General features: G+C 49.3%; 14 protein-coding genes (1 of these 14 only partly in view). 3 read left to right on the top strand and 11 right to left on the bottom strand.

The features are described from left to right. Window positions 1–632 carry the 5' portion of a ketol-acid reductoisomerase gene (gene ilvC, locus D0C16_RS19225; RefSeq protein WP_151033852.1) on the bottom strand. 385 nt of this gene lie to the left of the window's left edge, so the window shows 632 of its 1,017 coding nt (coding positions 1–632); it begins with the start codon at window positions 630–632; the stop codon falls past the left edge of the window. Window positions 633–800: 168 nt separating this feature from the next. Here ilvC and ilvY point away from each other — a divergent pair, with 168 nt between their 5' ends. Beyond that, window positions 801–1,667, top strand: coding sequence for an HTH-type transcriptional activator IlvY (gene ilvY / locus D0C16_RS19220; protein ID WP_151033851.1), 867 nt, complete (start codon window positions 801–803; stop codon window positions 1,665–1,667). A gap of 4 nt (window positions 1,668–1,671) precedes the next feature. Here the strand turns inward: ilvY and D0C16_RS19215 are convergent, their stop codons facing one another. The 6 genes from D0C16_RS19215 to D0C16_RS19190 all read right to left on the bottom strand — a co-directional run bounded on the left by D0C16_RS19215 (window position 1,672) and on the right by D0C16_RS19190 (window position 7,176). Continuing rightward, on the bottom strand, window positions 1,672–2,232 hold the full coding sequence (locus tag D0C16_RS19215) for a DNA-3-methyladenine glycosylase (RefSeq protein ID WP_151033850.1): 561 nt from the start codon (window positions 2,230–2,232) through the stop codon (window positions 1,672–1,674). An 82-nt stretch (window positions 2,233–2,314) separates the two neighbouring features. Beyond that, complete coding sequence (locus D0C16_RS19210) at window positions 2,315–3,199, bottom strand: DUF2167 domain-containing protein (protein WP_151033849.1); 885 nt, start codon at window positions 3,197–3,199, stop codon at window positions 2,315–2,317. 224 nt (window positions 3,200–3,423) lie between these two features. Continuing rightward, window positions 3,424–4,032, bottom strand: a complete 609-nt coding sequence (locus D0C16_RS19205; RefSeq protein ID WP_151033848.1) for a hypothetical protein — start codon at window positions 4,030–4,032, stop codon at window positions 3,424–3,426. Between the two features lie 87 nt (window positions 4,033–4,119). Continuing rightward, window positions 4,120–4,779: a hypothetical protein gene (locus D0C16_RS19200; protein WP_151033847.1), complete on the bottom strand. Its 660-nt coding sequence runs from the start codon at window positions 4,777–4,779 to the stop codon at window positions 4,120–4,122. 170 nt (window positions 4,780–4,949) lie between these two features. Further along, on the bottom strand, window positions 4,950–5,441 hold the full coding sequence (ilvN, locus tag D0C16_RS19195) for an acetolactate synthase small subunit (RefSeq protein WP_049630947.1): 492 nt from the start codon (window positions 5,439–5,441) through the stop codon (window positions 4,950–4,952). Window position 5,442: 1 nt separating this feature from the next. Continuing rightward, on the bottom strand, window positions 5,443–7,176 hold the full coding sequence (locus D0C16_RS19190; protein WP_151033846.1) for an acetolactate synthase 3 large subunit: 1,734 nt from the start codon (window positions 7,174–7,176) through the stop codon (window positions 5,443–5,445). Window positions 7,177–7,730: 554 nt separating this feature from the next. Between D0C16_RS19190 and D0C16_RS19185 the strand changes: the two genes are divergently transcribed. After that, window positions 7,731–8,156, top strand: a complete 426-nt coding sequence (locus D0C16_RS19185; protein ID WP_191968555.1) for a DUF4124 domain-containing protein — start codon at window positions 7,731–7,733, stop codon at window positions 8,154–8,156. Window positions 8,157–8,223: 67 nt separating this feature from the next. On the opposite strand, the gene clpB is transcribed toward D0C16_RS19185, so the two are convergent. The 4 genes from clpB to rluD form a co-directional block, all read right to left on the bottom strand. After that, entirely contained in the window at window positions 8,224–10,881 is a 2,658-nt protein-coding gene (gene clpB / locus D0C16_RS19180; RefSeq protein ID WP_151033844.1) for an ATP-dependent chaperone ClpB, read from the bottom strand. A gap of 115 nt (window positions 10,882–10,996) precedes the next feature. Then, on the bottom strand, window positions 10,997–11,515 hold the full coding sequence (locus D0C16_RS19175) for a DUF4870 domain-containing protein (protein WP_151033843.1): 519 nt from the start codon (window positions 11,513–11,515) through the stop codon (window positions 10,997–10,999). 71 nt (window positions 11,516–11,586) lie between these two features. Further along, window positions 11,587–12,342, bottom strand: a complete 756-nt coding sequence (gene pgeF / locus D0C16_RS19170) for a peptidoglycan editing factor PgeF (protein WP_370458191.1) — start codon at window positions 12,340–12,342, stop codon at window positions 11,587–11,589. A gap of 1 nt (window position 12,343) precedes the next feature. Then, window positions 12,344–13,309 (bottom strand): 23S rRNA pseudouridine(1911/1915/1917) synthase RluD, encoded by a 966-nt coding sequence (gene rluD / locus D0C16_RS19165; RefSeq protein ID WP_151033842.1) that lies wholly within the window; start codon window positions 13,307–13,309, stop codon window positions 12,344–12,346. Window positions 13,310–13,466: 157 nt separating this feature from the next. Between rluD and D0C16_RS19160 the strand changes: the two genes are divergently transcribed. Then, entirely contained in the window at window positions 13,467–14,369 is a 903-nt protein-coding gene (locus tag D0C16_RS19160; protein ID WP_151033841.1) for an outer membrane protein assembly factor BamD, read from the top strand. Window positions 14,370–14,372 lie beyond the last annotated feature (3 nt).

Raw genomic sequence — 14,372 nt, 5'->3', positions numbered from 1 at the left:
TCGAAGCCCATTTTAACCAGCTCAACCGCACCGCCACACAGAACCGCTTGCTCGCCGAACAGGTCAGTTTCAGTTTCGTCTTTGAAGGTAGTTTCGATGATACCGGTACGGCCGCCGCCTACGCCTGATGCGTAAGACAGCGCAGTGTCTTTTGCCTTGCCTGATGCGTTTTGGAATACCGCAATCAGATCAGGTACACCGCCGCCACGTACGAATTCAGACCGTACAGTGTGGCCTGGTGCTTTTGGAGCGATCATGATTACATCCAGGTCTTTGCGTGGTACCACTTGGTTGTAGTGAATCGCAAAACCGTGCGCAAACGCCAGGGTAGCGCCTTGCTTGATGTTTGGCTCGATCTCTTCTTTGTAGAGTTTTGATTGGAACTCGTCCGGAGTCAGGATCATCACTACGTCAGCTGATTTAACAGCAGAAGCAACGTCAGTTACTTTCAGGCCGTGAGCTTCAGCTTTTCTTACGGTTGGTGAGCCGGTGCGCAGACCAACTACTACGTCAACACCTGAGTCTTTCAGGTTGCACGCGTGAGCGTGGCCTTGTGAACCGTAACCAATGATGGCTACTTTTTTACCTTGAATGATAGAAAGATCAGCGTCTTTATCGTAATAAACGTGCATAGCAAACTCCTCAGGAGGTGGTGATGCCGCCGCAGAGTCATATTTCCCCGGCCAGCTTGGATAAAAGGTCGCCAGTGTAGATAAACACTTGCATCGCGTAAAATGATATATTCGCAATTCAATATTTCAGTTTATGCAACATGGTTATTACTCGTCGGCGCCTCTGCTATGGATATCACTAAACTCCGCCTGTTCTGCACCCTCGCCAACAGCCTGCACTTTGGCCGCGCGGCCGCCAGTTGTCATGTCAGTCCTTCTACCCTCAGCCGCAATATCAAGCAGCTCGAAGATGACTTGGGCATAGAGCTGTTTGTGCGCGACAACCGCTCGGTAGTGCTCACCCATGAAGGCGAGCAATTTCTGATTTTTGCCAAAGAAGTCATCCAGCAGTGGGAGACCTACCAGGAATCCCTGATCGCGCAAGCTGACCAACTGCGGGGTCAACTCAGCATCTACTGCTCGGTGACTGCGAGCTACAGCTTCTTATATGAGATTCTGACTGAGTTCCGCGTCAAACATCCAGGCATTGCGATCAAACTACACACCGGCGACCCGGCGCAGTCGATCGAACGAATCCTGGCTGGCGAAGAAGATATTGCGATTGCCGCCAAACCGGACAAGTTACCGGCCGGCATAAGCTTTAAACCGATTAACAGCTCGCCACTGATTTTTATCACTGCAAATAATGAGGACTGGCAAGGAAAAAACTGGGATGAAATTCCGGTAATCATCCCTGAAGAAGGTTTATCGCGCGAGCGGCTGGATCGCTGGTTCAACTCTCAGGGAATCAAACCGAATATTTATGCGGAAGTAAAAGGCAATGAAGCAATTGTAAGTATGGTGAGCTTGGGTTTTGGTGTTGGAGTTGCACCGCAAATCGTTGTCGACAACAGCCCGCTTGCCAACAAAGTAAAACGCTTTGACCCACAACCCGATTTAGGCCCTTACGATACTGGTATTTGCGTAATGGAAAAGCGCCTGAAAAGCCCGATAGTGAATGCGTTTTGGAGCCAATTGCGCGAACCCAGTCACTAAGCGGCTAACGAAACGGCTTGCTCAAAAACGGTGACCCCGCCAAACCAAAACGCCAGTGCAATTCAATTGCCTTGGAAATTCCGATACGCGGGCCGCTTACAACATTTAGCGGCGCACGTGCGGGCAATAACTGAAAAGGTTTTTGTGTAAGAGAATACCCGTTAAATGCGTGTACGATTTCCAATGCCTGTCCTACACGCCCCGGTCCGGAGCAGAGTAATTTTTCAGATTCCACACCACGACGCACGCGCATTAACTCCAATCCATGCGTTGGCTGGATTGCGCGAATGAGAATTCCTGCTCCGTGCCCTTCCGGCGAACAAACGAAATTCAAACACCAATGGATTCCATATGAGCGATAAACATATGCTCGCCCCGGGGGGCCAAACATGGATGCATTGCGCGAACTCGGACCAGAAAAAGTGTGTGATGCAGGTTCAGATTGATCGTAAGCTTCGACTTCCACAATGACACCACCCACACCATTTACAAAAAATTGCGCCCCGATTAATTGCGGGGCGACTTCATGGGATGGTGCGGAGAAATCAATAAAGGGTTTATTCATTAATGCCCCAACTTCCTCTACAGAAAGTAAAAAGCCGAACCTGCAAGATTCGGCTTTTTACACAATACGACGAACTCATCAATTAGTTATTTGATTTACGACTAAACAACTTACCGATCAAACCAAAGAGCGCTACCGCGCCGATAATAATAAATTTTTTGAATGCCAAAAATAATGCGGCAAGTTTGGCGAAGAAACCCATTTTGGCCGCAACGCCGCCCGCAACCAAGGCAGCCAAACCGTATTCAGCAACATGGTCAGTATCGGCGTTGAAGTCCTGATAGCGATTGCCCTGAGTAAATTCAGTGACCGCCAACAGCTCCGGCATTTGCATTTTGATGTTGGATATTTGATTCATGCCAGCAACAGCATTCAACACCAACACCCCCTTGCGCCCCAAAATACGGATGTTGTAATTCAGCGAGTTTTCACCGGCATTGTCGGTAGAAAACTCTTTCGCCCAATAATATTTATGCGTATTTTGATCATAGTGCGGCGGCTCGGCCCAGCCTACCAACAGCATGGAACCATAGCCCTGCTTTTTGCGTTCTTCGTTAACGGCTACAGATTCTTCCTTCATATCGCTCAGCAAATCGGCATAATCGATACTGTCGGCATCTTCATCACTCACATAACCGTCTTCATCATAAGTGATAACCACTCCCCAACCTTCGGCAGCTAAAGGGCTGACGCTGGTGGGAATAATCATCCCCAGAGTTTCATTGCCCGGCGGGTTACCCCAGGCATCCACCAATAATTTTTCCGTGCTTTCGGGCGATAGATACTGAAAGCCTTCTTTCAAATTAATGGTTGCTACCTGATTGGGCAGAGTGATGTTGCCGGACTGGGGCTTTAAGGATTGGAGAAATTCTTCAGCACTGATTTTCGGTTGTTCAGCAGCAGGAGCCTCTTGTGCAAAAAGATTCAAACTCAAAAGTGCAAGAAAAGGAATAACGAGAAGTTTCATAGAAAAGCATCCATGTTTAGTTAGCGTTAGTTACCGCCGTAAGTTAGCGGTGGCTGCCTGCATATTAGCACTTGGCGCATCAATTAACGATCTATCGCAATCCAAGTATCTACATCAAATAATTATATAAAGGCCGGCATCCTCACAATCGCCGGCCTTTGAGCATTGCCCCAAGTGTTTACGAACGCAACACTTTCTCACAGGGTGAATACATTACACACCAATTACGGATTACTTGCAGCTTCCGCACGCCCTATATAAAAGCTGGTAACGCCTGCTTTTTTCGAAGGACGAACCATTACATTTGGCTCAAATTTCCCCGATTGTTTTTGCATAACAAACTGGGCCAATTTTGAACCCACATTCAGCTGTTGCTGTTTAGTTTCAGCGTTAAATTCAATGCGACAGATTGTGGACTTACACTCAACCACTCCCAAGTTCTGTTCTTGGAACGCCTCCGCTACTAATAATTGATTTTGCAATTCTTGTGCTTGGCTGGGAGCCCAATTGGTATCCACAGGTTCAGAAGCAAAACGGTCAGGCAAAGAGGTGACCTTAGTTGTATCGATTGGAGTTCCTGCAGCTGCTTCGGATGAAACTACAGGACTACTAACCATAGAACCCGGAGCAGGCGGGTCTGGCATTGACCTGGCATCTTCAACTACCGTCTCTTGCTGAGCCACATTGCTTCCCGCTTTTTCCGTTTTCAGTGCTGAGATGCTTTTTTCCAACGCATCAATTTTTTCTTTCAGCTGTACACGGGCTTGCTCACTGTCATTTGTGGTTACTTGCTCAGCTACCACGGCAGGCTCAACCACGTCTGAATCTTTCACTGAATAGCGCCCCACAAACCAAGCAGCCACCACCAGGATCAACGCAGCACCCGAAAACAAAAACTTATTCATAATTTCCTTGACCCCTTAGTCATAAAAAGACGATTCGGCATTTAGCCCAATATACACCGCCATTAAATTCCGCTCTGGCGCTCCAACATTTTCTGCACTACCCAAAAACAACCCACCAAATTCTGATTGACCGATAGCGTCTTGAAAATCAGTCACAACTGAATCCATATCGCTCAACTGCTGATAAAAAACCTCTACTCGGCAATGCTCATCACGGCACTCAACGGATTTTAATGTATATTTTTGCAACTCTGGCAACTTTGAATGTAGCCCATAGATTAAGGATTCTCGCTCAGCGGATACCTCCGAATCCTTACTCTCTTCTTCAAATTTTTTTGAAAAAACATTATAGAGATCTCTTACATCAACTTTTGTATAGAAATCCTTATGATCTTGCACCATCTTATCAATCTGTTCTTTGGTTGGCATGGGCGGCAACACGCGCTTGGGATAAAGTCTTGCGCTTGCAGATGAATGAGAACTACTGGAGCCAACCAATGAAGCCCGTTCTGATAGCAACTGCTGATAACGTTGCTCCAACTGAAGTAATTCATCATTTGGCTTATTGATGACAGACGCAGATTTGAAATCCAAAGGCGCAGAAGGCTCGACATAAAGTTGCCCCAACCAAAAGCAAATTGCCATAGCAAACAGCAACATAATTATTTTTTTCATAGAAATCCAAAAAGTAAAACGAACAGATTGGGATTTCATTATTACACAGTCATTTCGAAACAACCGAAACCCAGAGAAGCAATAAGCGACACTTTCTCAACAGAAACGGAAACATAAAAAAAGGCCGATAACTTCACAGCTATCGGCCTTCCGAGTATCAACCCAAAAACTTACAAACTCAATACCTTCTCACCGCGCGAAATACCGCACACGCCGGTGCGCACCACTTCGATAATCGCCGCATCGCCGACCGCTTGTAAAAACGCGTCGAGCTTGTCGCTCGCGCCGGTGATTTGGATGGTGTAAAGGGTGCTGGTGACATCCACGATTTGACCGCGAAAAATATCCACACAGCGTTTTACTTCCGCGCGTTGTGCACCTGAGGCTTTGACTTTGATCAGCATAAGTTCGCGCTCAATGTGCGAACCTTCGGTCAAATCAACAAGCTTTACTACATCAATTAATTTATTGAGGTGCTTGGTGATTTGCTCGATTTTGTGATCATCGCCAATGGTGGTCAGGGTCAAACGCGAGAGCGTTGGATCTTCGGTGGGTGCAACAGTGAGCGACTCAATGTTGTAGCCGCGCTGGGAGAATAAACCCACCACGCGCGAGAGTGCACCGGGAGCGTTTTCCAGGAGAACAGAAATAATACGTCTCATCTTATGTGCGCTCCGTTTTGCTCAGGAACATATCGCGCATGGATTGCTGCGCAATTTGCATTGGATAAACGTGCTCGGATTGATCCACCATGATGTCCATAAACACCACGCGATCTTTCATTGCAAAACATTCTTCCAATTTTTGTTTCAGTTCTTCGCGCTTGGTTACACGCATACCCACATGTCCATAAGCTTCAGCAAGCTTGATGAAGTCCGGCAATGAATCTTCATACAAACTTTCCGCGTAGCGACCTGAGTACTGCATGTCTTGCCATTGACGAACCATGCCGAGCGCCTGGTTGTTCAAGCAAATAATTTTTACCGGCAGGTGATATTGCGTACAGCAGGACAATTCCTGAATACACATTTGAATCGAACCTTCGCCGGTAACACAGACCACAGTCGCATCACGATGCGCAACCTGCACGCCCATGGCCGCCGGCAAACCAAAGCCCATAGTGCCGAGGCCACCGGAATTGATCCAACGGCGCGGCTTGTCAAAGCGATAGTATTGCGCAGCAAACATTTGATGCTGGCCAACGTCAGACGTTACATACGCATCGCCCTTGGTTACTTCCCAAATCGCCTGAATGACTTCTTGCGGTTTGATTTTATCGCCAGTGGTATCAAAACGATTTTGCGTGTAAATGCCATGACGCTCGCGCCATTCGTTGATTTGCTCCCACCAGGCCGCCAGTGCTTGCGCATCCGGCTTTTCGCTGCCTTCTTTAATCAGCGCGAGCATTTCGGTGAGCACGCTATCCACTGCGCCTACGATAGGCACATCCGCAACCACGGTTTTGGAAATCGAGGCCGGGTCTATATCGATATGGATAATTTTTGCGTTCGGGCAAAACTTGCTAACGGCGTTAGTCACGCGGTCATCAAAGCGCGCGCCCACGGCGAGAATCACATCGCTATGGTGCATAGCGGTGTTGGCTTCGTAGGTGCCGTGCATACCCAACATACCGAGGAAGTTTTTCGCAGTGCCGGGATAAGCACCTAAACCCATCAGGGTATTGGTCACTGGGTAATTGAGCAGATCCACCAATTCGCGCAGCAGATGCGAAGCATTGCCCTGCACCACACCGCCACCGGTATAGATCATCGGGCGCTTGGCGCCGAGCAGCAGTTGTACCGCTTTTTTGATCTGACCTGAGTGACCGCGAGTTGCGGGGTTGTACGAACGCATTTTTACCTTCTCGGGATATTCATAAGGGAAGGTATAGAGCGGGCTGGTCACGTCTTTAGGCACATCAATAACCACCGGGCCTGGGCGGCCAGTAGCGGCAATGTAATAAGCTTTTTTCACGATTTCCGGGATTTCGGACGCGTGCTTAACCATGAAGCTGTGCTTCACGATGGGGCGGGAGATACCCACCATATCGGTTTCCTGGAAGGCGTCTTCACCAATCAAGTGACTCATCACCTGACCGGAAATCACCACCATTGGAATTGAATCCATGTATGCCGTCGCGATACCAGTAATGGCATTGGTCGCACCGGGACCGGAGGTTACCAACACGGAACCGACTTTACCGGTGGAACGCGAATAGGCATCAGCAGCGTGAGTCGCGGCTTGTTCGTGACGAACGAGAATGTGTTTAACGTCGCTTTGACGAAAAATGGCATCGTAAATATGCAGGGCAGCGCCGCCTGGATAGCCGAACAGGTACTCAACACCTTCGTCTTTCAGGGCGCGGATGAGCATATCTCCGCCGGAGAGCATTTCCACAATAATTCCCCTTTTAGGATGTGAATCGCATTATGCGCGTGTGTCTTGTGCCAGCTAATTAAAACCAATGGCTATGACAGCCAAAAGTTATGCCGTTGGTAAACTAGCGAAGAATCACACAGGAAAGTGTCAGCACTTAGGGCAGGCCAACACCGTGAATGATCCACGATCAAAACCCGGCAAGGTCAGGATCGGATCAGCGAAAACCAGGCAGGTATGCGCAGGTTTTCTCAGGCAGGTTCTGGTAGGAACCGCGCCATTAGATGGGTCGCCAAGAGGGTGACTTGGCGGTAAGCAGTGTAGCGCCCAAGCTTAGGGGCAACTGCCAGCCATCTAGCGGAGCGGCAATTCTCCCAAGATTCACCGTAAAGTCAACAAATTAGCCAGTTTTTGTTCGTTTTTTAACGGGCAACCGAGGATGGAGAGGCAATGAGCTGGAAAAATCGGGGAAAATGCCTTTGCACTCGCTCACAGATTTGCGCGCCGCAGTTTCGTCAAGGCGTTATAAGGTCTATAGTTGGGTGATCCTACAGCTATATCCAAAGGCAAGTTTCATGAAGTTCTCACGCGTTTTTTTAATTTCGGGCATTTTGCTCGCCAGTATCAGCCTGACATGCGCCGCCAAAGGCGGAAAGGTTTATACATGGACAGATAGCAAAGGCGTTGTGCATTACGGTGAGCATCCCCCGAAAGATGTACAGGCGAAGCTGGTGAAAACCCGTACCGGCTATAGCGAACCGACTCCTACTCCGAGCACTACTGCACAAGCGACGCCCCAGCAAGGCGTCACCACAGCTGTCGATACCGCGTCACTAAAAGACGCTGAGCGCTGCAACAAAGCCCAGGAAAACCTGAACATCCTCAACTCAGGCGCGCCCGTTAGGACGAGCAATGAAAAAGGCGAACGCGTAATAATGAGCGAAGAAGAAAAAGATAAACAAAGAAATATATTTCAGTTGATCGTAAATCAGGCTTGTTAACAGCTTGCATTTCCCTTCAAAAAAAACGGCCATCTTTGGCCGTTTTTTGTTTCGCATTTGAAATTAATCAATTCAATCGTTTGGGATCGAACACGATTTTTTCACCCAGCAACTTCCCGAAAATAATTGAACCGGGCATAAATTTACCGGCAAGAATATCCTGCGCAAGTGGGTTTTCAATCATCTGTTGTATCGCGCGCTTTAATGGCCGCGCGCCGTAGACAGGATCGAAACCGACACTTGCGAGTTTATCCATGACATCAGTATCCAGCTCCAGGCTCAGTTCGCGTTCCGCCAAACGCTTGCGCAGCAACTCCAGTTGGATATCGGCGATACCGCGAATCTGTTCGCGCCCCAATGGATGGAACACTACCACCTCATCAATGCGGTTGATGAATTCCGGGCGAAAATGCCCACCGACCACTTCCATTACCGCATCTTTCATGGCGTTGTAACGGTTCTCATTGTTGAGTGAATTATTTAAGTCATCACTGACAAAAGTATCGAAGCTAACAGTATCGAAGGATTTATCTTCCGCCAATTCCTGAATGCGATCCGAACCTAAATTCGATGTCATGACAATAACGGTATTGCGAAAATCTACCGTGCGCCCCTGGCCATCAGTAAGGCGGCCATCATCCAATACTTGCAACAAAATATTGAACACATCGGGATGCGCTTTTTCCACTTCATCGAGCAGTACCACCGAGTATGGTTTGCGGCGAACCGACTCAGTGAGGTAGCCGCCCTCTTCGTAGCCAACATAACCGGGCGGTGCGCCGATCAAACGGGCGACCGAGTGCTTCTCCATAAACTCCGACATATCAATGCGCACCATGGCATCGGTGGTATCGAATAAAAATTCCGCGAGCGATTTACACAGTTCGGTTTTACCGACACCAGTTGGGCCTAAAAATAAAAACGAACCATTGGGACGATTAGCGTCACTCAAACCAGCGCGCGAGCGGCGCACCGCATTAGCTACCGCCACGACGGCCTCGTGTTGGCCGATCACACGTTTGTGCAAGGCGTCTTCCATGCGCAATAATTTTTCGCGCTCGCCTTCCAGCATTTTGGATACCGGGATACCTGTCCATTTGGAAACCACTTCAGCAATTTCTTCGTCAGTGACTTTATTGCGCAGCAGTTTCATTTCCATCATTTCTGCCTGGCTCGCCATATCCAGTTGCTTTTCCAACTGTGGAATAATGCCGTATTGCAATTCACTCATGCGCGCCAAGTCGCCTTTGCGGCGTTTTTCTTCCAGCTCAAAGCGCGCTTGTTCGAGGTGACTTTTAATTTCGTGCGAACCTTGCAGCGCGGCTTTTTCCGCGCGCCAGATTTCTTCCAGATCTCCGTATTCACGCTCGATCTTGTCAATATCGAAATCAATTTTCGCCAGGCGCTTTCTGCTCGCTTCATCCTCGTCTTTTTTCACCGCTTCGCGTTCAATTTTCAACTGAATCAAACGGCGTTCAAGGCGATCCATTTCTTCCGGCTTGGAATCAATTTCCATGCGGATTCGGCTGGCGGCCTCATCAATCAAATCAATAGCTTTATCCGGTAGCTGCCGATCAGTAATGTAACGCTGCGATAATTTTGCTGCAGCGATAATCGCCGCATCGGTAATATCCACACCGTGGTGCACTTCGTAACGTTCTTTTAAACCGCGCAGGATCGCAATGGTATCCTCCTCGCTTGGCTCATCCACCAAGACTTTTTGGAAGCGGCGCTCCAGTGCTGCATCTTTTTCAATGTATTTGCGATATTCATCGAGCGTGGTCGCGCCCACGCAATGCAACTCACCGCGCGAGAGTGCAGGCTTCAGCATATTACCTGCATCCATAGCACCTTCACCTTTACCAGCGCCAACCATGGTGTGCAGCTCGTCGATAAATAAAATAATGCGGCCTTCTTGCTTGCTCAATTCATTGATAACAGATTTCAAGCGCTCTTCAAATTCACCGCGGAATTTTGCCCCGGCAAGCAAACCGCCGAGATCGAGCGACAAGAGACGTTTATCTTTTAAACCTTCAGGCACTTCACCATTCACAATGCGCTGCGCAAGGCCTTCCACAATCGCTGTTTTACCCACGCCCGGCTCACCAATTAACACCGGATTATTTTTACTGCGCCGCTGTAATACTTGGATGGTGCGACGAATTTCATCGTCGCGCCCAATCACTGGATCGAGCTTGCCCGCTTCAGCACGTGCGGTTAAATCCACCGTATATTTTTCCAACGCCTGACGATTGCCTTCGGAATCGGCATCATCCACATTTTCACCGCCGCGTACTTTTTGAATCGCCTGTTGCAAGCGCTGAGCGTTACCATGTTTTTTTAATAGCTCCGCGACTGCACCTTGGGACTCAGTCATTAATACCAACAACACCGAATCGCTGGAGACAAATTTATCTCCTACTTTTTGCGCGTGACGATCAGCGAGGTTTAGCAGGCGTACCATATCCGGCGACATAGTCACTTCGCCGGTGGGGTTTTTAATTTGCGGTAAATTTTCCAGGTATTCATTCAGGGCCGTGCGCAAACCGGCGACATCAAAACCCGCCTGGCTTAATAGCAAGCGCACACTGCCAGCACCTTTTTGATCGATCATCGCCAGCAGCAAATGGCCCGGGTCTAATTGGCTGTGATCTTGCCCCAACGCCAACGACTGGGCATCGGACAATGCGGTTTGTAATTGATTGGTTAAACGGTCGATACGCATGGATTACCTCAAGCGCGCTGTGACTAATCGGTTGAAGTAAAACTGGGGGCGCGGAGAGCTTTTTCAAGCGGGCCCGCCGGCCCGCCCAAAAAGAAATAGCAGAATTTGCGCTAGATCAATTAGACGCTGGCACTGCCGGGCGCAGCGTTTCCTGCACATCAAAAAACTTGATGGTCATAGGGTAGTTTTTAACGATGCCCTTGTTAGCATCCATGGCCCCCATAATGGTAAATACCACGGAACAGACAAAGAGAATGGCGAACATCGCAAAGCCAATCAGAATGAAGCACAAGGGGATACAAATAATCGAGTAGATGACCGTACTAAAAACCCAATTCATCACCACCTTGCCTTGCTGATCCACGTAGCTGTCATCCTTTTTAGATTGCCACATAATTAACGGCACTATGATTCCCAGGAAAGGGAAAATCCAGGAGCAAAACTGGGTCAGGTGCAATACCATGGCGTAGTCATAATTATTGGTCTGCATGATGGTATGCGGCTGGGCTTGAGACTGAGCAGTCGCTTGCGCTTGCCCACCCAGAATTCGCTCTTTAGCCTGTTGGTATTCCTCTTCCGTAATTAGGCCTTTTTGTTTCAGTTCATTCAGCTTTTCAATTTGATCGAGATCCATGTTGATTCCCTGGTGTGAGTTGTAGAAAAGAGAGCTACCTATACTAAGACACGCGCTTCGCGTATTTGGATTCAAACTTCTTCAAGCCAGATCAAGCTCGCCATGCGACCAGTGGTTTTATCGCGCCGAAATGAATAAAAACGTTCCGCCTCCGCATAGGTGCAATAGCCACCACCGTAAATTGCGGTAACGCCCAGCGCGTTGAGTTCAGCGCGAGCCAGTGCATAAATGTCTGCAAAAAAATGTAGCGGGCGATGGGCGGAGATAAACGCCGCAGACATTTGTTCGCGATGCTCGTGGCTGCGGGCGGCTTTAAAAAAAGCTTCCAGCACATCCACCCCCACCTCAAAATTCGGTTGCGCGATGGCCGGCCCGAGGTAGGCGATTAGATCGCCAGGATTGCCGCTGAATTTTTGCAGCCCACGCGCGCAAATACCCTTGGCAAGGCTGCGCCAACCACAGTGAAGCGCCGCTACTTGGGATCCTTTTTTATCGCACAGCAAAATCGGCAAACAATCGGCCGTCATTACCAAACAGGCCTGCCCTGGCTGATTGCTGTAACTGCCATCAGCAGTGCGCACTGCCCCATCGGCTTTGGCATTCACAACTTTTACACCGTGAATTTGCTCCAGCCATTGCGGCGTTTTTAATAGCCCCAGATTTCTGCACAGTTGTGCACGATTTTTCTCTACGGCGAGCGGATCATCACCAACATGCAAACCGACATTATTACTGGTGTAGGGCGGCAAACTACAACCGCCCACACGGGTGCTGATAAACGCTTTCACGCCAGCAGGTTGGGGCCAATCGAGTGGCAGTCCATTCATTTCAGTCATCGACAAGGGTGTAACCAGTATTTAACGCATCAAGCAGATTTTTAAAATCTTCCGGCAATGGCGCGGTCCATTCGGTGTATTCGCCGGTACCAGGATGCTCCAACCCCAGCTTGAACGCATGCAAAGCCTGACGCGGGAAGTTTTTCAGGGTATCGATTAAATGCTGGTTGGCACCCTTGGGAATTTTGAAACGATTGCCATAGGTTTGATCACCCACCAGCGGATGACCAATGTGCGCCATGTGCACACGAATTTGATGGGTGCGGCCAGTTTCCAGTTTGACACGAATATGGGTGTGGCTCGGGTAGCGCTTGGCCACGCGATAATGCGTTACCGCACGTTTGCCACCCGCACTGAGAACAGCCATGAGTTTTCGCTGAACTGGGTGGCGCCCCATGGGCGCATTTACCGTGCCACCGCCGGTCATAGCACCCACAGCCACCGCTTCGTACTCACGGCTTACGGTGCGATCTGCCAGCTGTTCAACCAGATCAGTATGGGCCTCCAGGGTTTTAGCGATCACCATCAAGCCTGTAGTTTCTTTATCCAAACGATGAACGATACCTGCTCGCGGCAAGTTCACCAGGCCCGGAATATGGTTGATCAAGGCATTTACCAGGGTGCCGGTGTAATTACCCGCTGCCGGGTGCACCACCAGCCCTGCCTGCTTGTTGATAATGATCAGATCATCATCTTCATGGATGATATCCAACTGGATTTCTTCCGGCTCCCACTCGCCTTGGGCCTCCAGCTCCGCTTTCAACTCCAGGGTTTCGCCGCCGATTAACTTGTCTTTCGGCTTGGCAACACGGCCATCCACCTTCAGCTGGCCATCTTTGATCCAGCTTTGCAGACGCGAGCGCGAGAAGTCGGGGAACAACTCGGAGGCGATCTGGTCGAAGCGCATGCCGTTCATCTGGATCGGGACCTGGGCACTCAGGTCAAACACATCTTTCATTTAACAACCTCAAGTAAAGCTGTGCCGAACGAGCGCCAACACAGCGGAAATCAGGAGCTTTTGCTGCGGCCAGATTGGTATCCGCCAAGCTCTGTGTTTAAATACCCTGCCCCGCGAATCGGGGTCTACATTTGTCGAGATAAGAGTTTATAACCCTATGCGATTCCTGCCCTGTCTGTTGCTCAGCTCCGTCGTTTTGCTGACCGCCTGCTCTTCCAAGGAGCCTGAATACACTACCGAAGCGGATTTGTACAACGCCGCCACCACACAACTTGAAAACAGCCAGTGGGAATCCGCGATTAAAAACCTGAACTCGCTGGAAGAAAACTTCCCTTTCGGCACCTATGCCGATCAGGCCCAGTTGGAGCTCATCTACGCCCAATATAGCTCTGATGAACCAGATGCAGCCATTGCCACGGCCAACCGTTTTATCCGCTTGCACCCGCAACACCGCAATGTGGATTACGCCTACTACATGCTGGGAATGAGTTCCTTCACCAAAGACAAGGGTATGTTTGAGCGCGTAATGCCCGTGGATACGACCAAGCGCGACCCGGGAGCAGCGCGCGAATCACTCGCCAATTTTACCCAACTGCTCAACCGTTACCCGGATAGCACCTACGCCGCCGATGCCAAGAAACGCATGATCTATTTGCGCAATTATCTGGCTCGCTACGAGATCCATGTAGCCAACTACTATTTTAAACGCGGCGCCTACATTGCTGCACTGGGCCGCGGTCGCTATGTATTGGAAAACTTCCCGCAAGCACCAGCGACTCCCGATGCATTAGCAGTAATGACCCAGGCGTATTACCTGTTGAAAATGAATAGCCAGGCCAATGAAACATTGGAAATCCTGAAACTCAATTACCCCGATTACCCAGCCCTGAATAAAGATGGCAGTTTTAATCAGGAGTTTATGTACAACAACGGCAGATCGCGCGTGCTAGCCTGGTTAACCCTGGGGGTTTTCAGCAAAGACGAAATTACTGGTTTTGATACCCGTGAGATTTACGATCCACAATACAAAGACTCAACGTTAGTATCGCGTCCCGACTAAGTT

Origin of the sequence: Cellvibrio sp. KY-GH-1, assembly GCF_008806975.1 — a bacterium.
Classification (GTDB): domain Bacteria; phylum Pseudomonadota; class Gammaproteobacteria; order Pseudomonadales; family Cellvibrionaceae; genus Cellvibrio.
This window is presented reverse-complemented; position numbering and strand designations above follow the sequence as displayed.